Consider the following 19,328-nt stretch of genomic DNA (forward strand, 5'->3'; position numbering starts at 1 on the left):
CGAGAGGACATTCATCATGCCCGGCACGGATAGGAACACCGCGGCTGCCCCTCCTGCCCTGAATCCCGGGACCCTGAACCCGGAGGAACTCGCCCACATCGATGCCTGGTGGCGCGCGGCGAACTACCTGTCGGTGGGTCAGATCTACCTGATGGACAACCCGCTGCTGCGGGAGCCGCTGCTGCCCGAGCACGTCAAGCCCCGGTTGCTCGGCCACTGGGGAACAACCCCCGGGCTGAACTTCATCTATGCCCACCTGAACCGCGCGATCTCGGCGCGGGACCTGGACATGATGTACGTGATGGGTCCGGGGCACGGAGGTCCCGGCCCGGTCGCGGCAGCCTGGCTGGAGGGGACGTACAGCGAGGTCTACCCGCACATCTCCCAGAACGAGGCCGGCATGAAGCGGCTGTTCACCCAGTTCTCCTTCCCCGGCGGTATTCCCAGCCACGTGGCGCCCGAGACACCGGGGTCGATCCATGAGGGCGGGGAACTCGGTTACGCACTTTCGCATGCCTATGGCGCCGCGTTCGACAACCCCGAGCTGATCGTCGCAGCCGTGGTCGGCGACGGTGAGGCGGAGACCGGTCCGCTCGCGGCCGCGTGGCACTCGAACAAGTTCGTCGACCCGATGCGCGACGGCGCCGTGCTGCCGATCCTGCACCTCAACGGCTACAAGATTGCCAACCCCACGGTGCTGTCGCGGATCGACGCTGATGAACTCGACTCGCTGCTGCGCGGATTCGGGCACGAACCGCACTACGTGGAGGGGGACGACCCGGCGCTGATGCATCAGCGGTTCGCGGAGGTGCTGGACTCGTGCCTCGACAGGATCCAGGAGATCCGGGAGCACGCGCGGTCGAGCGGGGACAGCACCCGCCCGCGCTGGCCGATGATCGTGCTCCGCTCCCCCAAGGGCTGGACCGGGCCGAAGACGGTGGACGGACTCCCCGTGGAGGGCACCTGGCGCTCGCACCAGGTGCCGTTCGCGGAAGCACGGGAGAACGACGACCATCGGGCGGTGCTGGAGCAGTGGCTGCGCAGCTACCGGCCGGAGGAGCTGTTCGACGAGTCCGGCTCCCCCGTGCCCGAGATCCGCGACCTGCACCCGCTCGGCGAGCGCCGGATGAGCGCCAACCCACACGCCAACGGCGGGCTGCTGCTGAAGAGCCTGCACATGCCGGACTTCCGCGACTACGCCGTGCCGGTGGAGGTGCCGGGTACCGGCCAGACCGAGTCGACACGCGTCCTCGGGACCCTCCTGCGCGACGTCATGGCAGCCAATGACAGCACCTTCCGGGTCTTCGCGCCCGACGAGAACAACTCGAACCGGCTCGGCGCGGTGCTGGAGGCGACCGATCGGGCCTGGAACGCCGAGATCCTCCCGGGTGACGACAAGCTGGCGCCGAACGGCCGGGTGATGGAGATCCTGTCGGAGCACACCTGTCAGGGCTGGTTGGAGGGGTACCTGCTCACCGGCCGGCACGGCTTCTTCTCCTGCTACGAGGCGTTCATCCACATCATCGACTCGATGTTCAACCAGCACGCGAAGTGGCTCACCACCACGAACGACATCGAGTGGCGCCGGCCGGTCGCGTCGCTGAACTACCTGCTGACGTCGCACGTCTGGCGGCAGGACCACAACGGGTTCTCCCACCAGGACCCCGGGTTCATCGACCACGTGGTGAACAAGAAGTCCGATGTGATCCGGGTGTATCTGCCGCCGGACGCGAACACCCTGCTGTCGGTGGCGGACCACTGCCTGCGCAGCCGCCAGTACGTGAACGTGATCGTGGCCGGCAAGCAGCCGCAGCTGCAGTACCTCGACATGCAGTCGGCGATCGAGCACTGCACGAAGGGCGTCGGGATCTGGGACTGGGCGAGTTCGGACCAGGATGCCGAGCCCGACGTCGTGATGGCCTGCGCCGGCGATGTGCCCACCATGGAGACGCTCGCGGCGGTGGAGCTGCTCACCGCGCGCTTCCCGGATTTGAAGATCCGGGTCGTCAACGTCGTGGATCTGATGCGCCTGCAGGATGACCGCACCCACCCGCACGGGCTCGCCGACGCCGACTTCGATGCCCTGTTCACGACGAACACCCCGGTGATCTTCGCGTACCACGGGTATCCGTGGCTGATCCACCGGCTCACCTACCGCCGGACGAACCACAAGAACTTCCACGTGCGCGGCTACATCGAGGAGGGCACGACGACCACCCCGTTCGACATGTGTGTGCTCAACTCGATCGACCGCTTCAGCCTCGCCAGCGACGTGCTGGACCGGGTTCCCCGGCTCCGCGACGTGGGTGCGCACGCCCGGGAGGAGTTCAAGAACGCCCTCATCCGCCACCGCCAGTACATCCGCACCCACGGGGAGGACCTGCCCGAGGTGCGGGAGTGGCAATGGTCCCCCGCTGCCGGGACGACGAACGCGGTGCCGAACGAGCCGTTGCGGGAGCCGGTCTGAGATGACGGTCGCGACGCCTGGCATCCGCACCGGGTACGGCGCGGTGCTGTTCGTCGTGGACGGCGGGGAGGCGGAGCCCGGGGGCGCCTCGGCCGGCCTCCCCCGAGGCGTTCCCGACATCCTCCCCCGGCTGCGTGCGGGCGGAATTCCCGTGGCGCTCGTTCCGGGAGGCGGCGCTCGGCCCGAAGGGGCAGGCATCGAAGCACTGTTCGATCTGGTTGCGGCCCCCGCCGCATCGTCCGGCGTTCCGCGCTCGGGTCTGGAGGCGGACGCGCTCATCGATGCCTCGCGACGACTGGGGGTCGCACCCACGCGGGCGGTGGTCGTGGCGGACTCCGCCGCTGGGGTGCAAGCCGGGCGTGCCGGGAACTTCGGCCTGGTGGTCGGCATCGACGGCGCATCGAGCCGCGCCGGCCTGGAGGACGCCGGCGCCCACCTGGTGCTCGGGACTGCGTCGGAACTCGACCTCGGCGCGGCGAGGACCGACCCCTGGCTGCTCGTGTACGAGGGGTTCGACCCGGCGCACGAAGGCCACCGCGAAGCGCTGACCGCGCTCGGGAACGGCTACCTCGGCAGCCGCGGTGCGCATCCCGAACGACACGACGACGGGGTGCACTACCCCGGCACGTACGTGGCGGGTCTCTTCAACCGCACCGTGGTCGAAGCGCACGGACGGCGCGTCGAGGAGGAGCACCTCGTCAACCTTCCGAACTGGCTGCCGTTCGACCTGCGGATCGGGGACGGCCCATGGTGGTCGTCCGGGGAGATCCCGGCGACTGGTGAGCGCCGTGCGCTCGACCTGCGAAGCGGCGTGCTGACCCGCACCGTGACCCTGAGCGGCCCGCACGGACCGCTCACGATCGTGCAACGCTCCTTCGCCTCCATGCACGACCCCCACCTGCTCGCCCTCGAGACCACCCTCACGGCGCAAGGGTGGAGCGGCCGCGTGCGCGTCCGCTCCGGAATCGATGCCGGGGTCCGCAACGCGAACGGCGGGGCGGACGCCGACGCCACGAATCTTGCCGCACCGGTCTTCCGGCACATCGACGGGGTCCTTCTCTGCGAGGTGGAGACCGCACAGAGCGGGGTGCGGATCGCCCTCGCCTCCCGCACTCGAGTCACCGGCGCCGACGGCGAGCCGGGACGACGACCGGTGCACGACGGCTTCTCCGCTGCCGACGAGATCGACGTGGACCTGGCGGCCGACCGCCCGGTGCGGGTCGACAAGACGGTCGCCCTCGTCACCTCACGCGATCCGGCGATCGCATCTCCCGCGCAGGGCGCACTCGACCGCTTGCGCTGGCACGGCGAAGACCTGGCGCCGCTCCTGCTGCGGCATGAGGACGCCTGGCGTCGGCTGTGGCATCTGTTCGAAGTGTCCATCGAGGCGGACACGCAGAGCCGGCTGGTGCTCAACCTGCACCTGTTCCACCTGGTGCAAGCCGTGTCGCCGCATACCGCCCTGGTCGACGCCGGCGTGCCGGCCCGCGGCCTGAACGGCGAGGGATACCGCGGCCACATCTTCTGGGACGAGCTGTTCGTGGTGCCGGTGATCGGACGGCGGATGCCGGAGGTCGCCGCCGCCCTGCTCGACTACCGGTGGCACCGGCTCGACGCGGCCCGCGCAGCTGCGCGGGAGGCCGGTCTCGCCGGCGCGATGTTCCCCTGGCAGAGCGGCAGCGACGGCCGCGAAGAGACCCCGACGGAGCTCTACAACTCCCGCTCGCAACGCTGGATGCCCGACAACTCCAGACGGCAGCGGCACGTCGGACTCGCCGTCGCATTCAACGCCTGGGAGCACTTCCAGACCACCGGCGACCGGGAGTGGCTGGCGAACCGCGGCGCGGACCTGATGGTGGAGGTCGCGAGACTCTTCGCCTCGCTCGCAGCGCTCGACCCCGCTGACGGCAGATTCCACATCGACGGTGTGATGGGTCCCGACGAGTTCCACGACGGATACCCCGGGCAGCCTGGGTCTGGCGTCCGTGACAGCGCGTACACGAACGTGCTCGCCGCGTGGCTGTTCGCGCGGCTGGGCGACCTGCAGGACGAGCTCGGCGGGCACGCCTGGGAGACGATCACGGACCGCCTCGGGGTCAGCCTCGACGAGATCAGGCGGTGGACCGAGCTCAGCCGGAGGCTTGCGGTGCCCTTCCTTCCCGACGGGGTGATCAGCCAGTTCGCCGGATACGAAGAGCTTGCCGAGCTGGACTGGGACCGCTACCGCCGCACGTACGGCAACATCGGCCGGCTCGACCTCATCCTGGAGGCGGAGGGCGACGCCACGAACCACTACCGGCTCTCGAAGCAGGCGGATGTGCTCATGCTCGTCTACCTCCTCGGCGTCGAGGGCTTGATCGACCAGCTGTCGCAGCTCGGCTACCCGGCCACGATGGATGATCTCCACCGGACCCTCGAGTTCTACAGCGCCCGGACGTCGCACGGGTCGACGCTCAGCCGGGTCGTCCACGCATCCGTGTGGGCGGCGTTCGACCCGTCACGCTCCTGGGAGCTGTTCCGGGAGGCGCTCGTCGCCGACCTCGATGACACGCAGGGCGGCACCACCCGCCAAGGGGTGCATCTGGGCGCCATGGCGGGCACCGCGGACATCGTGGTGCGGTCGTTCGCCGGACTCACGCTCCGCGCCGGGGAGCTGATCTTCACCCCGCGGCTGCCGCCCCGCCTGCGAAGCGTGAGCTTCACGATCCACCACCGGGGTCACGGAATCACCGTGTGGCTGACCCCGCAGGAGCTGCGGCTGGTGTGCGCACCGAGCTCCGCCGCCCCCGTCGTCGTCGACGTCCACGGGACGCGAATGCCGTTGAGCGGCGGCACCGAGCAGGTGTTCGCGCTCGATCGGAGATCCTCGAGAAAGGAAGCGAAATGACCACTGTGCGCGTCGCCGTCAACGGGTATGGCGTCATCGGGAAGCGGGTCGCCGACGCCGTCCTGGCGCAGCCTGACATGGAGTTGGCAGGCATCGCCGACGTCGCCACCGACTGGCGCATCAAGACCGCCATCGGTCGGGCGCCGATCTACGCGGCGACGGCCGAGACGGCCGCCGGCATGGCCGACGCCGGCGTGGAGGTGGCCGGAACCCTGCACGAGCTCCTCCACTCCGCCGATATCGTGGTGGACACGACCCCGAAGCACGTGGCCGCGGGGAACGTCGCCCACTACCGGGAGCACGGCGTCAAGTTCATCCTGCAGGGTGGCGAATCGCACAAGACCACGGGGCATTCCTTCGTCGCCCAGGCGAACTATGCCAGCGCGATCGGGCGGGACAGCACCCGCGTCGTCTCCTGCAACACGACGAGCATCGTGCGGGTGCTCGGCGCCCTCCGCGACGCCGGTCTGCTGCTGCGCGCCCGGGGCGTCCTCATCCGCCGGGCCACCGACCCGTGGGAGTCCCACGAGGGCGGCATCATGAACACGTTGGTCCCGGAGCCGGTCATCCCGTCTCACCAGGGACCCGACGCGCAGACCGTCGTGCCGGATCTGGACCTCGTCACCATCGCGGCGAAGGGCGCCCACACCCAGACCCACAGCCACTTCTGGACCATCCAGCTGACCCGCCAGGCGACGCGCGAGGAGGTGCTGGACGCCTTCCGGAAGGCGCCACGGATCGCGTTCATCCGCATGTCGGACGGCCTGGTCGCCCTCAACTCCACCATCGAGCTGATGCGCGATCTCGGACGCCCCCGCGGCGACATGTGGGAGGTGGCGCTGTGGGAGGACCTCGTCACGGTCCAGGGGGACGAGCTCTTCCTGACCTATCAGGTGTTCAACGAGGCCATCGTCGTCCCGGAGACCATCGACGCCATCCGCGCGCTCACCGGGCTCGCGCCGGACGCCGCGGCATCGATGACGATCACCGACGCCACCTTCGGTATGCGCAAGGAATTCCTCGCCGCCGGCGGGGGGACCGCGTGACCTCGAGCAGCCCGCACGGCGAGGGCTCCGTAGCGCACCAGGGCGATGGCGGCGGGTCTGCCGGCGGCCCCCGCCGCTCGCCGGCGATGTGGGCGGTGCTCGCGCTGGCGGTTGCCGGGATTCTCATCTACCTGGTCGTCGACCATTGGCCGCACGTGCTCGCCAGATAGCGCAGGGCATCCGAGCCGGTGCCCCGGAACGGGATGACGCCGCCCTTCATGGCTCGCCTCCTTCCTCAAATGACAGCTACCGTATCAGGTAGGATTTGGAGTCCGACCGTGCGCGGGCGGACGAGTATTACCTGGAGGCGGGGACCGCCCTGGCAGAGTTCACGGCGGTCGAAGCCGAGGGCCGAGTGATCGGCGAGCTCGGACTGACCGCCGAGGAATACCGCCAGTGGGTCGACTGGATCAACCCGCTCACCGGGGAGTCGATGGGCCGACCCCGGCTGCGGGGCGAGGGCGGCCGAGGGTCGCCCCGGTTCATGGAGATGGTCGTGAACGTCCCCAAGTCCCTGACCATCGCGGCCGCCCTGCACCCGGAGGTGTCCGAGGCCCTGGACGCCGCCCAGCGGGACGCGGTTGCGGAGATCCGCTCCTGGCTCGGCCAGCACTCGGTCACCCGCGTCGGCTCGCGCGGGAAGCAGGAGGTCGTGCCGATCGAGCAGCTCGAAACCGTCGCCGTCTCGCACAAGACCTCCCGCGCGGGCGATCCCCACCGGCACATCCACTTCCAGATCGGGACGCGCGTGTGGGCGGCCGGTCGCTGGCGCGGGCTCTACACCGCGGCGCTGTTCCGGCAGCAGGGCGCGATCCGCGCCCTCGGCACGGCGGTCATCGCCGCGCACCCGCAGCTCGCCGCGGTGCTCGACGCGCACGGCCTCACCCTTGACCCGGTGACCGGGGAGGTCGCGGAGCTGGTGCCGTGGAACGCGGTCATGTCCAAGCGCGGGCAGCAGGTGGCGCGCAACCTCGCCAAGTTCGAGGCCGAGTGGGAGGCGGCGCATCCCGGCCAGGAGCCGGGGCCGGTGGTGCGCGCCAGGTTGCACGCGAAGGCGTGGGATCACGAGCGGCCGAGCAAGAAGCCCAGCGTGCTCGGCTCCGAGGCCGGCTGGCTGCGCGAGTTGCAGGAGGCCGGCTACACGCCGGACCTGCCGCGCGCCGCCGTGCAACCCCTGCGCACGTTGGACGAGCTGGCCGTGCAACAGGTCGCCTCCCGTGCGCTCGACCGCTGCGCGGCTGCTGCATCCGCATGGACGGTGCATGAGGTGCAGGAGCAGGTGGCGCGCATCGTCACCGAGGCCGGTGTGCGCGCCACCCGCGAGGAGCTGCGCGAGTTCATCAGCATCACGACCCGGCTCGCGGCGGACGACTGCCTCTCGATCCTGCCGCCGGATGCGCCACGGCTGGACCATGTGGCGCACCTCACGACGCTGCACGTCGTCGCGGTCGAGACGGAGCTGCGCGACCGACTGGCCGCGCGCGCCACCCGGCCGGCGCACGGCGCAACCCCGCGCGTGCCGGAGCCGGGGCTGGATGCGGACCAGGCGCGGGCCGCCGCCGCGCTCGCCTCCACCCGGCCGCTCGTCGTGGTGGAGGGCGCGGCGGGCGCGGGCAAGACGACCATGCTCGGTGCTGCGATCCGCGCCGCCGGACAGGAGGGCCGTTCGGTGCGGGTGGTGACGCCGACGAAGAAGGCCGCCGACGTCGCCGCCGTCGAGCTGGGCGTGCCGACCGACTCGGTAGCCGCGCTCGTCTACGACCACGGGTTCCGGTGGAACGCCGATGGGGTCTGGACCCGGCTGGCCGTGGGCGACACGGACCCGGTGACGGGCGCGACCTACCGCGGCCCGGCGAAGGAGAACCGACTGGCCGCCGCCGAGCGGGTCGTGGTGGACGAGGCGGGGATGCTCGACCAGGACACCGCCCTCGCGCTCCTGACCGTCGCGGATGAGGCCGGCGCGACGCTCGCACTCGTCGGGGACCGGGCGCAGCTCCCCGCCGTGGGGCGCGGCGGGGTGCTCGACATCGCGGCCGCGCTCGTCCCCCGCGTCTACTCGCTGACGAGCCTGCACCGCTTCGCGGACCCCGACTACGCGCAGCTCACCCTCGACCTGCGCGCCGGCCGCGACCCGGCCGGGCTGTTCGACCGGCTCCATGCGCTCGGACTCGTGCGGCTCCACGAGGACGCCGAGGCGCTGCGCGCCGCGGTCGCCGCCGAGCGGATCGACGGAGCCGCGATCACTGCAGCGACCAACGACGAGGCGCGCGAGCTGAACGCCCTGATCCGAGAGGACCGGGTGCGCGCGGGCGCGGTCGACGGCGCCCGCACCATCGACGGCGCGGACGGCCTGAGCATCGGCGCCGGCGACCTGATCCAGACCCGCCGCAACGACTCGGAGGTGGGCGTGGCGAACCGGCAGACCTGGATAGTCCAGCATGTCAGCGGCGACGGCAGCCTATGGGTGCGCGACGCCGCGAGCCAGCGCAAGCAGCAGCGCACCGTGCATCTGCCCGCCGAGTACGTGGCCGAGCACGCGCACCTGGCCTACGCCGCGACCGCCTACGGCGTCCAGGGCATGACCGCCCCCGCGTCGCACACCGTCCTGTCCGACGCGCTGGATGCCGCCGGCGTCTACGTCGGCCTCACCCGCGGGCAGGAGGAGAACCGGCTGCACGTCGTCGCCGCGGACCTCGGGGACGCGCGGGAGCAGTTCCAGGCCGCGCTCGAGCGGGACCGCGCCGACCGCGGACTGCGCGAAGCCACCGAGCGGGCACAGGCCGCCGTCGCCGGCATCGTCGCGGACGGGCCGGTGCGCGTCGTGAACGCCGAGCGCGCCCGGCTGACGGAGCGGATCGAGCGCGCCGAGCGCGAAGCGGCGAAGTGGGAGCGGGCCGTGGCCGCACTGGACGGCCAGGCGCAGCAGCATCGGGCCGCAGCCGACACCCAGCAGACGATCCTCGCGGGGGCCGAAGCCGATGCCGAGCGCGTGCGCGCCGAGGTCGTCGGCCCGCTCATCGAGCAGGCCACCGCCGACGGGACCGCCTACCTCGACGCGCGGGCGCGCATGCGGGACGCGGCCGCCGCGCACCGCGCGGCGCGCGGCCTCCGCAAGCGCAGCGCCAGCCGCGCGCTGACGACCGCCAGCGACGAGTACCGCGGCATCGAGACGGGCGGGCGACGACGCTGGGGCCGTCTGCCGGAGACGCCCGAGAGCGTCGAGCCCTGGGCGGCGTCCGTTGCGCAGCAGGAGGCTGACAGCGACTCCCGCGTGACCGAGACACGCGAACGCGCCGACGACGCGCGTCAGGAGCAGCAGCGCCTCACCGCACGCCAGGCGCAGGAGCGCGGGAACCTCCGCAGGCGGCTGCTCGGCGACCGCGCACCGAGCCGGCCCGGAGCCGAAGCCGCCCGGTGGCGGGAACGCGCCGAGGCCGCGCGCCGCGACCTGACCGCGATCGAAGCTCTGCCGCCCGTCGAGGCGGCCGCCCTGATCCAAGCCCGCTCCGAGCAGGAGCAGGCTCAGCGCGAGGCCGCCGAGCGCGCCCTGGCCGCACGCGAGGCCCGCGCCGCCCAGCTCCACGACTTCACCCGTCGCCCTGGCGAAGCCGGGCCGACGCCACCCGACCGCGGGCTGAGCCGGTAGGCGAGCATCAGGGAGCCGGAGGCCCGCCGAACCCGCCGCCGCTTCCTGCGCCGTCGGGCTGGACCAGCCCGAGCACGATGTACGCAGCAGCACCGAGCATCAGTCCAGCGCCGAGCGCGAGGACAAGGAACCCCCATCGCTGACGGCGCAGCCACCCGAACACCCCGGCCAGCTCCGCGACGGCCGCGAACAGGAACACCGCCGCCATCGAGAACGCGGCCCCGAACAGGCCGACCGGGATCGCCACGACCGCGACGCCGACCATGCCGAGCGCGACAGCCGGGCTCGCCCGGAACCTCGGCGCGGGAACGGTGGTCATAGCCCCCAGGGTACGCGCCGCTCCCCCTTGGGCCTACCCGCGGCGGCCGGGCGGGAGCAGTCCGCGCGAGCGGGTGCGGACGAGCCAGCCCTGCGCCGTGGCGTGGGCGACGCCGTTGATCTTCGCCATCGTGACCGCCGGGGCCGCGTCGCCCTGCGCGGAGAGCTTGCCGTACTGGAGCGCGACCAGCTCGTAGAAGTCGGGGGTTCGCTTCGGGTTGCCGAGCGGCTTGAGCAGATCCCGCTCGCTGACCTTCCGGCCCGAGGGCAGCACGATCTTCCCGCCGGTGATGGTCACCGTGCGCTTCATGGCGAACAGGCGCTCGTTGATCGCCGCCTCGATGCGCGCGGTCGGCAGAGTACGGAGGTCTTGACTGGAGACGGGATCGCCCGGCCGCCACGGGAGGTAGACGACCCCGGTGATGCGCACCTCCTCGGGCACGGCGAACTGCTGGCGCTGGAGACGGATGAACACGCGGGTCGCGGTCGCCGTGTGCTCGATGTAGCGCCAGCGGCCGTCGATCGTCTCGTTCTGCTCCGAGTCGAGCTGCGCCTGCCGGTCGGCCTCGGTCGTCGCCTGATCGTTGTAGCCCAGGAGCGCGTCGATCTGCGCGCTGGCGTCGTCCTCTCGCTCGCCGGGGAACCGGCTCGGCAGATGCCAGCCGTCCGGCAGATCGGCCGAGACGATCAGGCCGTCATAGGACTGATCGCCGGGTCTGCGCGGGGCTGCGGTCACATCCCGAGTGTACCGAGCGACACGAGCAACTAAAACTCTTGCTGTGATTGGCGTGTTGTGGTCTAATCTAAGACAACAGCAGCAATCGCGGCTGTGATCGTAGATGCGAAGGAGGCCGTGATGGGTCAGAGCGCATCGCCCCTCGACGCTCGGGAGCCCGAGCGCCTGTTCTACTCCGAGGAGGAGACGGCGGCGCTGCTCGGCATCCACCGCACGACGCTGCGCACCCTCGCCCTGGCGGGCCAGGCCCCGGTGGAGCCGATTCGGCTCACCCGGCACAAGCGCGTCTACCGCCGCATCGACGTGCAGCGCCTCGCGGGGCTGGAGCAGTAGGAGCCAGTCATGGGAAGCGTCGAGTCCTACGACACGGCCAAGGGCCGCCGCTACCGGGCGGCTGTACCGACGCCCGGACAAGAAGCAGACGCAGAAGCGCGGCTTCACCACCAAGAAGTCGGCCGAGCTGTTCCTGGCGACCACGGAGGTCGACATCGCCCAGGGCCGCTACCTCGACCCGTCGCGGGCGCGGGTGACCGTGGCCGAATGGCTCCAGACCTGGATCGCCGCCCGCGGCGACCTCCGGGCGACCACCCGCAGCCGGGTCGAGAACATCATCGCCAAGCACATCGTCCCCGAGCTGGGGAAGATCCCGATCGGCGACCTCACCCGCCTGCGGGTGCAGGAGTGGGCCTCGGCCCTCCCCGGCGCCCCGGCGACCGTCCGCAAGATCTGAACGTCCTCTCCGGTTCGCTCCGATTCGCGGTCGAGGACGAGCGCCTGCCCTCCAACCCCGCCGCCCGGCTCAAGCTCCCCAAGCCCACCAAGTCCCGCGAGCGGTATCTGTCCCACAATCAGGTCGCCGCGCTCGCCCAGGCCATTGACGAGATGAAGGACGGGCGAGAGTACGGCTACGGCCTCGTCGTCCTCGTGCTCGCATACTGCGGCCTGCGCTGGGGCGAGCTGTCCGGGCTCCGCATCCGCGACCTCGACCTCGACGCGAAGCACCCGCGCCTCACCGTCGAGCAGACCGTCGTGACCGACAAGGGCTACCAGCGCATCGAGCCGCCGAAGGACTACGAGCACCGCAGCATCCCGATCCCGGCGTTCCTCGTCGGGCTGCTGCGCGCGCAGATCGCCGGACGCCCCGGCGACGCCCCGGTGTTCTACGGCATCCGCACCGGCACCTGGCTGCGCAACCACGTCTACCGGGTCGGCTGGTTCGACACCGCTGCCGAGGCGGTCGGGATCAAGGGCCTCACCCCGCACGAGCTGCGGCACACCGCGGCCTCGCTCGCCGTCAGCGCCGGCGCGAACGTGAAGGCCGTCCAGCGGATGCTCGGACACGCCTCGGCCGCGGTGACCCTCGACGTGTACGCCGACCTGTTCGATGACGACCTCGACGGTGTTGCCACGGCGCTGAACCTCGCGGCGATGCAATCAGATGTTGCCAATCTGTTGCCAAAAGCCGCATAGCGCCCGTTCGAGCCTTTCGGCAGGAACTAGAAAACCCCCGGCTGACCGGGGGTTTTCTGTTGGTGACCCCAGCGGGATTCGAACCCGCGTTACCGCCGTGAGAGGGCGGCGTACTAGGCCGCTATACGATGGGGCCGTCAGCCAACCGTTCGATTATGCCATGGCCACGACGCCACGGACAAATCGAGCCCGACCTCTCGGCGACGCTTGCCGACGCCCCCGCGCACCGGTTGACTCGGGACATGCGAGTCACCAAGCACGAACATGCGACGCTCACCCTCGAGGACTCCGGCTCGACGCTGGTGATCGATCCCGGAGCCTTCACCGACCCCCTTTTCGACCTGGGCGAGGTCGCGGGGATCGTCCTGACGCACGAGCACCCCGACCACTGGACCGCTGACCATCTCGACCGCATCCTGAAGATGTCGCCGGGGACGCCGATCTACGGCCCGGCGGGTGTGGCCGCGGCCGCGGCGGGGTTCGACGTGATCGTGGTCTCTCCCGGCGACACCCTCCAGCTCGGACCGTTCCGCCTGCGCTTCTTCGGCGGGCAGCACGCGATCATCCACTCCTCCCTCCCCGTGGTCGACAACGTCGGCGTCCTCGTCAACGACGCGTTCTACTACCCAGGCGACTCCTACACGGTGCCCGGCGGCGTGGACGTCCAGCTGCTGGCTGCTCCGCTCGGGGCTCCCTGGCTCAAGATCGGCGACGCGATCGACTTCGTCCTCGCCGTGAAGCCCCGCCAGGCCTTCGGCACGCACGACATGACCCTCTCGGTGCTCGGCCGCGACATGCACCGCGGGCGACTGCGCTGGGCGACCGAGCAGAACGGCGGCGAGTTCTTCGAACTCGATCCCGGCGACAGCCTCGAGCTCTGACCGCCCGGGGAAAGGCCGCAGCGATGCCCGGCATGCCGTCGGCGGACATCGAGATCACGGCGGAGCAGGTGCAGGGGCTTGTGCGACGCCACCTCCGCTCGCCGCTCATCGACGACGCCCCGCCCCGCCGCGCCGCCACGGGATGGGACTGCGAGACCTGGCGCGTGGGCGACACGGTCGCCCTGCGTCTTCCGCGCCGGGCCGCTGCGGCACACGGCCTCGCCCACGAGCAGGTCGTGATGCCAAGGCTGTCGCGAAACCTCGCCACCGCGGGTGTGGGCGCGCCTGACGTGGTGTTCGCCGGACGCCCCGACGAGACCTTCCCCTACCCCTGGTCGCTGGTCACCTGGCACGAGGGCACCGCCGGACTCGAGGTGCCCCGCGCCGAGCGTCGCGCCTGGGCTGCACCCCTTGCCCGCGCGGTCGCCGCGATCCACCGCACGTCGCCGGGCGACCTCCCCCCGAATCCGGTGCGCGGGGGCGCGCTCGTCACCCGAGCGGAGAGCATCTCCGCTCGCCTGGCAGACCTCCGTACGGAGGCGAGGATCCGTCCGAAGGACGTGGATCTGCTCGCACAGCTGTGGGATGCGGGGCTGGCAGCGCAGGGGTGGCGTGGCGCGCCCACGCTCATCCACGGCGACCTGCACCCGAGGAACCTCATCGCCCGAGGTCATCAGCTGGTGTCGGTGATCGACTTCATCGACGTCGCCCCCGGCGACCCCGCCTACGATCTCGCCGTCGCGTGGCTGTGCTTCGACGCCCGCGGTCGCCGCGCGTTCATCGCGGGCATGGGCGAGGCCTTCACCGCCGAGGACTGGATCCGCGCGCGAGCGTGGGCTGCCGCCTTTACCGTGATCCTGCTTGGGCACAGCGACGATACGCCCGCGTATGCGGCCCTCGCGCGGGAGACCCTTGCCGAATTGCGCCCGGAATGACGAAAACCCCCGATGATCGGGGGTTTTCCGTCTTGCTGGGGTACCTGGACTCGAACCAAGAACAACTGAACCAGAATCAGCCGTGTTGCCAATTACACCATACCCCACCAGCCTCAGCCGAAGCCGTGCCGAGGGTCGAGTCTAGTCGACCACGCACGGCTCACCAAACCGAGAGCCGATGCCGCGCGTCATCCTCCGATGTGCTCGACCAGCCGGCCCAGGCGACGCAGCGACTCGTCCTTCCCGAGGAGCTCCATCGACTCGAACAGCGGTGGTGAGACGCGACGCCCCGTTATCGCCACACGCGGCGGGCCGTACGCCACGCGGGGCTTGAGTCCGAGCTCGTCCACGAGAGCCCGCGAGAGGGCGTCCTGTACGGCCGCCGCGGTCCACTCCCCCGCCGGCACGAGCTCGAGGGCTCCGACGCACGCCACGAGCACCTCGCCCGCGGTGGCGGGCAGAGCGCTCAGCGCATCATCGTCGTACGCCACCTCGTCGACGAAGAGGAAGCCGAGCATTCCCGTGACGTCGCCCAGGAGCGGCATCCGCTCCTGCACGAGCGGAGCGGCACGGCGCAGCAGCGCCTCCTGATCCTCGGACGGCGGATCGGAGATCAGGCCCGCGCCGGCCAGGTACGGGACGATGCGCGTGGCGAAATCGTCGGGCTCCAGCATCCGGATGTGATCGCCGTTGATCGACTCCGCCTTCTTCTGGTCGAAGCGGGCGGGGTTCGGGTTGACATCGGCGATGTCGAAGGCTGCGATCAGCTCGTCGAGGGTGAAGACGTCACGATCGGCGGAGAGCGACCAGCCGAGCAGGGCGAGGTAGTTCAGCAGCCCCTCGGGGATGAAGCCCTTCTCGCGCTGGAGGAAGAGATCGGCACGCGGATCGCGCTTGGACAGCTTCTTGGTCCCGTCGCCGAGCACGAGCGGCATGTGGCCGAAGCGCGGGATGAACGTGGTCACGTCGGCGTCGATCAGCGCTCGGTAGAGCGCGAGCTGGCGAGCGGTGGAGGGCATGAGGTCTTCGCCGCGGAGGACGTGCGTGATCCCCATCAGCGCATCGTCGACCGGGTTGACGAAGGTGTAGAGCGGAATGCCGCCGGCACGGACGACGACGAAGTCGGGGAACGATCCCGCGGGGAAGGTCACCTCACCGCGGATGAGGTCGACGTAGGTGAGGTCCTCGTCGGGGACGCGCAGTCGCCAGGCGGGCTCGCGGCCCTCGGCGCGGTACGCCGCCTTCTGCTCGTCGGTCAGGTCGCGATCGAAGTTGTCGTATCCGAGCTGCTTCGCCCGCCCTGCCGCTTCATTGCGTGCGTCGATCTCCGCGGCCGTGGAGTAGCTCTCGTACACCGCGCCGGAGGCGATCAGCTTCTCGAGGACCCCGCGGTAGATCTCGTGCCGCTGCGACTGACGGTAGGGCGCGTGGGGACCTCCCACCTCGACGCCCTCATCCCAGTCGATGCGCAGCCACTGGAGCGCATCGAGGAGCTGTCGGTAGCTCTCCTCGCTGTCGCGTGCCGCATCGGTGTCCTCGATGCGGAACACCATCGTGCCGCCGTGATGGCGGGCGTAGGCCCAGTTGAACAGGGCGGTGCGGACGAGCCCCACGTGAGGCAGTCCCGTCGGGGAGGGGCAGAACCGGACGCGGACGTCGGAGCCGGTGGCGGTCGTGGTGCGGGGATCGGGCGTGGCAGGCATCCGTGCCAGTTTAGGCGTCCAGCCGGGCCCGTCCGCGAAGGGCCAGCGGGGCGAGGGCGGAGGTCGCGATCACCGCGACCGACACCGCCAGGGCGAGGCCGCCGTACCCCATCCAGCCGAGGACGACCCCGGCGAGGATCGCACCGGCCGCGCCGACGAGGCTCATGAGGAAGTCGCTCAGCCCTTGGCGTCGCGTGCGGCGCGATTCCGCGGAGGCCTCCGTGAGAAGCGCCGATCCCGCGACGGTGGATGCGCTCCATCCGAGACCCAGGAGGACGAGGCCGACGGTCACCCAGAAGGTCGAGTCCTGGCCGAAGGACGCCGTCACGAGGGATGCGGCGAGGATCGCCTGGCCGAGGAGGATCGTGGGGATGCGACCGAGGCGATCGGCGAGGACGCCGAAGATCGGCGCCGCCGCATACATTCCGGCGATGTGGAGACTGATGGTGAAGCCGATGACGGTGAGGGTCGCGCCCTGGTGGAGGAGGTGCACCGGTGTCATCGCCATGACCGAGACCATCACGCCGTGCGCAGCCGCGATGGCGAAGATCGCGTACCGGGCGAGGAGGGGACGATCCGCGCGCGGCGCGATCGCCCCGGCGCCGTCGGCGCTTCGCCGAGTGACGAGATGCTGCGCGGTGAGCAACGGGTCGGGCCGGAGAGCGAGAAGGTACAGCAGGATCGCGAGGGACTGTCCGAGCACGGTGAAGACGTACGGTCCGGTGAGGGCGGGGAGGCCGAGGAGGTCGCCGATGGCTTCGCCCGGGCCGGTGAGGTTGGGGCCGAGGACCGCGCCGATCGTCGTGGCCCACACCACGATCGACAGGTCCCGCCCGCGGGTGGCGTCAGTGGCGAGGTCGGCCGCGGCGAACCGGGACTGCAGGTTCGCCGCCTGGCCCGCGCCCACTAGGAGGAAGGCGGCGAGGAGGAGCGGGAAGGATTGCGCCCCCACGGCGGTGATCACCCCCGCGACGCCGACGAGGGCGATCGCCATCCCCGCTGCCAGTGAGAGGCGCCGCCCGCGACGTCGCGCCCACGCGGCGAGCGGGACGGCGGTGAACGCCGTCCCGAGCGTCACCGCCGCCGCGGCCAATCCCGACAGCGACTCCTCTCCCGAGACCTCACCGGCGAGGATCGCACCGAGCGAGATCGTCGCGCCGAAAGCGATGCCGCCGAGGACCTGTCCCGCCGAGAGCACCCACACGGTGCGGCGCTGGATGGCCGCGACGGATGCGAGATCGCCCCCGAACCCGGGCACCGATCGCAGAGCGGACGAGCCCGCGGCATCCGGTCCGCCGGTCATCACCCCTCGCCGGCGGCGCGAGCGGTGTTGCGGAGGGTACCGAGCCCCTCGATCTCGACATCCACGGTGTCGCCCGCGGCGATCGGTCCCACGCCCGCCGGGGTCCCGGTCAGCACGACGTCACCGGGCAGGAGCGTGAAAGCCGCCGAGGCGTAGGCGACGATGTCGGCGACGGAGAAGATCATGTCGGTCAGCTGCGCGCTCTGCACGGTCTCGCCGTTGCGCCGGGTGGTCAGACGCGCAGATGCCGTGGGGTCGAATTCGGTTTCGATCGCCGGCCCGAGCGGGCAGAAGGTGTCGAACCCCTTCGCGCGCGACCACTGCCCGTCGTTGCGCTGCAGGTCGCGTGCCGTGACATCGTTGCCGATCGTGTAGCCGAACACGTGATCCAGGGCGCGATCGGCGGGGACGTTCTTGGTCACGCGCCCGATCACGGCCGCGAGTTCTCCCTCGAAGTCCACCCGTGCCGACTGCGGCGGCAGCACGATCGCGTCGCCGGGACCGATGACGGACGTGTTGGGCTTGAAGAACAGCAGCGGCTCGGTCGGCACGTCGTTGCCGAGCTCGGCCGCGTGGTCCTGATAGTTGCGACCGACGCAGACGATCTTCGAACGCGGGATGACCGGCGCGAGCAGCGTCACCGCGCCGAGCGGCACCCGCTCCCCCGTCGTGTCGAAGCCTGCGAACATCGGGTCGCCGGCGAGGACGACGAGTTCGCCGTCGTCGACGATTCCGTAGCTGATCGTGTCGTTGTGGCTGAAGCGGGCGACTCTCACCCGCTCAGCCTAGCGATCACCCTCGCCGCCGGACGGTCAGCCGTCGAGGCGCAACAGCCAACCGTGGCGGTCTTCCCGCCGGCCGTACTGGATGTCGGTGAGCTCCTCGCGAAGCGACAGCGCGAGTTCGCCCACCGGCTGCTCGTCGAGGAAGTCCTTGCCCTTCAGCACCCCGATCGGGGTGACGACGGCCGCGGTGCCGCAGGCGAAGACCTCCACGATCTCGCCGGAGGCCACACCCTCGCGCCATTCGTCGATCGAGACCGCGCGACCTTCGACATGGTGGCCCCGGTCGATCGCGAGCTGGAGGATCGAGTCGCGCGTGATCCCCTCGAGGATCGACTCCGACTGGGGGGTGACGATCCGCCCGTCTTTGTAGACGAAGACGATGTTCATTCCGCCGAGCTCTTCGACGTTGCGGTGCTCGTCGAGGAACACCACCTGGTCGCACTCGTTCTCGTAGGCCTCGGACTGCGGCAGGAGGCTCGCGGCGTAGTTGCCGCCGGTCTTCGCCGCTCCGGTGCCGCCCTTGCCGGCGCGGGAATAATCCTCGCTCAACCAGATCGACACCGGCTGGACCCCGCCCTTGAAGTACGCCCCCGCGGGGCTCGCGATCACGTAGTAGTTGACCTTGTGAGCGGGCCGGACGCCGAGGAAGGCCTCTTTGGCGAACATGAACGGACGCAGGTACAGGCTCTGGTCCGCGCCGCCGGGTACCCACGAGCCGTCGACGGCGATGATCTCGCGCAGCGACTGGATGAAGTAGCTCACCGGGAGTTCCGGGAGGGCGAGGCGTCGCGCGGAGCGCTGCAGACGTCGGCCGTTCTGATCGGGCCGGAAGGTGTGGATCGAGCCGTCGGCGTGGCGATACGCCTTGATCCCCTCGAAGATCTCCTGCCCGTAGTGGAGGACGGCGGCGGCGGGGTCCATCGCGATCGGGCCGTAGGGCTGCACGCGCGGGCGGTGCCACCCGCCTCCGACCGACCAGCAGATGTCGACCATGTGGTCGGTGAAGTGCGTGCCGAAGCCGGGGTTGGCCAGGATCGCGTCGCGCTCGGCCGGCGTCTTGGCCGCGAGGTTCTTGGTGACCGCGAACTGCAGCGGTGCGAGGCCGGTGTCGGGATCTGAATCGATGAGCGTCATGGGGAATCCTGAAGTCT

General features: G+C 70.7%; 15 protein-coding genes and 2 tRNA genes. 9 read left to right on the forward strand and 8 right to left on the reverse strand.

What is annotated here, in order from left to right:
* Positions 1–16 precede the first annotated feature (16 nt).
* From MA875_RS02815 to mobF, 4 genes are all read left to right on the forward strand, one after another.
* Positions 17–2,467: a phosphoketolase family protein gene (locus MA875_RS02815; protein WP_206494826.1), complete on the forward strand. Its 2,451-nt coding sequence runs from the start codon at positions 17–19 to the stop codon at positions 2,465–2,467.
* A 1-nt stretch (position 2,468) separates the two neighbouring features.
* A complete protein-coding gene (locus tag MA875_RS02820) occupies positions 2,469–5,354 on the forward strand; it encodes a glycosyl hydrolase family 65 domain-containing protein (protein WP_206494825.1) in 2,886 nt (961 codons plus the stop codon).
* On the forward strand, positions 5,351–6,400 hold the full coding sequence (locus MA875_RS02825) for a type II glyceraldehyde-3-phosphate dehydrogenase (RefSeq protein ID WP_206494824.1): 1,050 nt from the start codon (positions 5,351–5,353) through the stop codon (positions 6,398–6,400). Before MA875_RS02820 ends, MA875_RS02825 begins: the two co-directional genes overlap by 4 nt.
* A gap of 265 nt (positions 6,401–6,665) precedes the next feature.
* Positions 6,666–10,046: a MobF family relaxase gene (mobF, locus tag MA875_RS02830; protein WP_248240164.1), complete on the forward strand. Its 3,381-nt coding sequence runs from the start codon at positions 6,666–6,668 to the stop codon at positions 10,044–10,046.
* A 7-nt stretch (positions 10,047–10,053) separates the two neighbouring features.
* Here mobF and MA875_RS02835 read toward each other — a convergent pair whose 3' ends face one another.
* On the reverse strand, positions 10,054–10,365 hold the full coding sequence (locus MA875_RS02835; RefSeq protein WP_248240165.1) for a hypothetical protein: 312 nt from the start codon (positions 10,363–10,365) through the stop codon (positions 10,054–10,056).
* 33 nt (positions 10,366–10,398) lie between these two features.
* Complete coding sequence (locus MA875_RS02840) at positions 10,399–11,100, reverse strand: hypothetical protein (protein ID WP_206494817.1); 702 nt, start codon at positions 11,098–11,100, stop codon at positions 10,399–10,401.
* A gap of 120 nt (positions 11,101–11,220) precedes the next feature.
* Between MA875_RS02840 and MA875_RS02845 the strand changes: the two genes are divergently transcribed.
* The 3 genes from MA875_RS02845 (at position 11,221) to MA875_RS02855 (ending at position 12,570) form a co-directional block, all read left to right on the forward strand.
* Positions 11,221–11,433 (forward strand): helix-turn-helix transcriptional regulator, encoded by a 213-nt coding sequence (locus tag MA875_RS02845; RefSeq protein ID WP_146318766.1) that lies wholly within the window; start codon positions 11,221–11,223, stop codon positions 11,431–11,433.
* Positions 11,434–11,626: 193 nt separating this feature from the next.
* A complete protein-coding gene (locus MA875_RS02850; protein WP_248240166.1) occupies positions 11,627–11,830 on the forward strand; it encodes an N-terminal phage integrase SAM-like domain-containing protein in 204 nt (67 codons plus the stop codon).
* A complete protein-coding gene (locus tag MA875_RS02855) occupies positions 11,782–12,570 on the forward strand; it encodes a tyrosine-type recombinase/integrase (RefSeq protein ID WP_248240167.1) in 789 nt (262 codons plus the stop codon). Before MA875_RS02850 ends, MA875_RS02855 begins: the two co-directional genes overlap by 49 nt.
* 60 nt (positions 12,571–12,630) lie before the next feature.
* On the opposite strand, the gene MA875_RS02860 is transcribed toward MA875_RS02855, so the two are convergent.
* Positions 12,631–12,706 (reverse strand) — tRNA-Glu (locus MA875_RS02860).
* A 106-nt stretch (positions 12,707–12,812) separates the two neighbouring features.
* On the opposite strand from MA875_RS02860, the gene MA875_RS02865 reads away from it, so the two are divergent.
* Both MA875_RS02865 and MA875_RS02870 read left to right on the forward strand, forming a co-directional pair.
* The gene (locus MA875_RS02865) at positions 12,813–13,451 is read left to right on the forward strand and encodes an MBL fold metallo-hydrolase (protein WP_248240168.1); all 639 of its coding nucleotides are present in this window, start codon (positions 12,813–12,815) and stop codon (positions 13,449–13,451) included.
* Between the two features lie 23 nt (positions 13,452–13,474).
* Positions 13,475–14,386, forward strand: coding sequence for a phosphotransferase (locus tag MA875_RS02870; RefSeq protein ID WP_248240169.1), 912 nt, complete (start codon positions 13,475–13,477; stop codon positions 14,384–14,386).
* A gap of 35 nt (positions 14,387–14,421) precedes the next feature.
* Here the strand turns inward: MA875_RS02870 and MA875_RS02875 are convergent.
* The 5 genes from MA875_RS02875 to MA875_RS02895 all read right to left on the reverse strand — a co-directional run bounded on the left by MA875_RS02875 (position 14,422) and on the right by MA875_RS02895 (position 19,311).
* Positions 14,422–14,493: transfer RNA gene (locus MA875_RS02875), tRNA-Gln, on the reverse strand.
* A gap of 81 nt (positions 14,494–14,574) precedes the next feature.
* Positions 14,575–16,089, reverse strand: coding sequence for a glutamate--tRNA ligase (gltX, locus tag MA875_RS02880; RefSeq protein WP_248240170.1), 1,515 nt, complete (start codon positions 16,087–16,089; stop codon positions 14,575–14,577).
* Between the two features lie 10 nt (positions 16,090–16,099).
* Entirely contained in the window at positions 16,100–17,392 is a 1,293-nt protein-coding gene (locus tag MA875_RS02885) for an MFS transporter (RefSeq protein WP_248240171.1), read from the reverse strand.
* The gene (locus tag MA875_RS02890) at positions 17,392–18,168 is read right to left on the reverse strand and encodes a fumarylacetoacetate hydrolase family protein (protein WP_248240172.1); all 777 of its coding nucleotides are present in this window, start codon (positions 18,166–18,168) and stop codon (positions 17,392–17,394) included. Before MA875_RS02890 ends, MA875_RS02885 begins: the two co-directional genes overlap by 1 nt.
* A 36-nt stretch (positions 18,169–18,204) precedes the next feature.
* Positions 18,205–19,311, reverse strand: a complete 1,107-nt coding sequence (locus MA875_RS02895) for a branched-chain amino acid aminotransferase (protein WP_248240174.1) — start codon at positions 19,309–19,311, stop codon at positions 18,205–18,207.
* Positions 19,312–19,328: the final 17 nt, after the last annotated feature.

The sequence above is a fragment of the Microbacterium kunmingense genome (genome assembly GCF_023155745.1).
Classification (GTDB): Bacteria; Actinomycetota; Actinomycetes; order Actinomycetales; family Microbacteriaceae; genus Microbacterium; species Microbacterium kunmingense.

What these genes read in the sequence shown, in the direction of transcription:
- MA875_RS02895 (WP_248240174.1), bottom strand. Translation starts at nt 19,311, where the DNA reads ATGACGCTCATCGATTCAGATCCCGACACCGGCCTCGCACCGCTGCAG.
- MA875_RS02885 (WP_248240171.1), bottom strand. Translation starts at nt 17,392, where the DNA reads ATGACCGGCGGACCGGATGCCGCGGGCTCGTCCGCTCTGCGATCGGTG.
- MA875_RS02870 (WP_248240169.1), top strand. Translation starts at nt 13,475, where the DNA reads ATGCCCGGCATGCCGTCGGCGGACATCGAGATCACGGCGGAGCAGGTG.
- MA875_RS02865 (WP_248240168.1), top strand. Translation starts at nt 12,813, where the DNA reads ATGCGAGTCACCAAGCACGAACATGCGACGCTCACCCTCGAGGACTCC.
- MA875_RS02845 (WP_146318766.1), top strand. Translation starts at nt 11,221, where the DNA reads ATGGGTCAGAGCGCATCGCCCCTCGACGCTCGGGAGCCCGAGCGCCTG.
- gltX (WP_248240170.1), bottom strand. Translation starts at nt 16,089, where the DNA reads ATGCCTGCCACGCCCGATCCCCGCACCACGACCGCCACCGGCTCCGAC.
- MA875_RS02815 (WP_206494826.1), top strand. Translation starts at nt 17, where the DNA reads ATGCCCGGCACGGATAGGAACACCGCGGCTGCCCCTCCTGCCCTGAAT.
- MA875_RS02825 (WP_206494824.1), top strand. Translation starts at nt 5,351, where the DNA reads ATGACCACTGTGCGCGTCGCCGTCAACGGGTATGGCGTCATCGGGAAG.
- MA875_RS02835 (WP_248240165.1), bottom strand. Translation starts at nt 10,365, where the DNA reads ATGACCACCGTTCCCGCGCCGAGGTTCCGGGCGAGCCCGGCTGTCGCG.
- MA875_RS02820 (WP_206494825.1), top strand. Translation starts at nt 2,469, where the DNA reads ATGACGGTCGCGACGCCTGGCATCCGCACCGGGTACGGCGCGGTGCTG.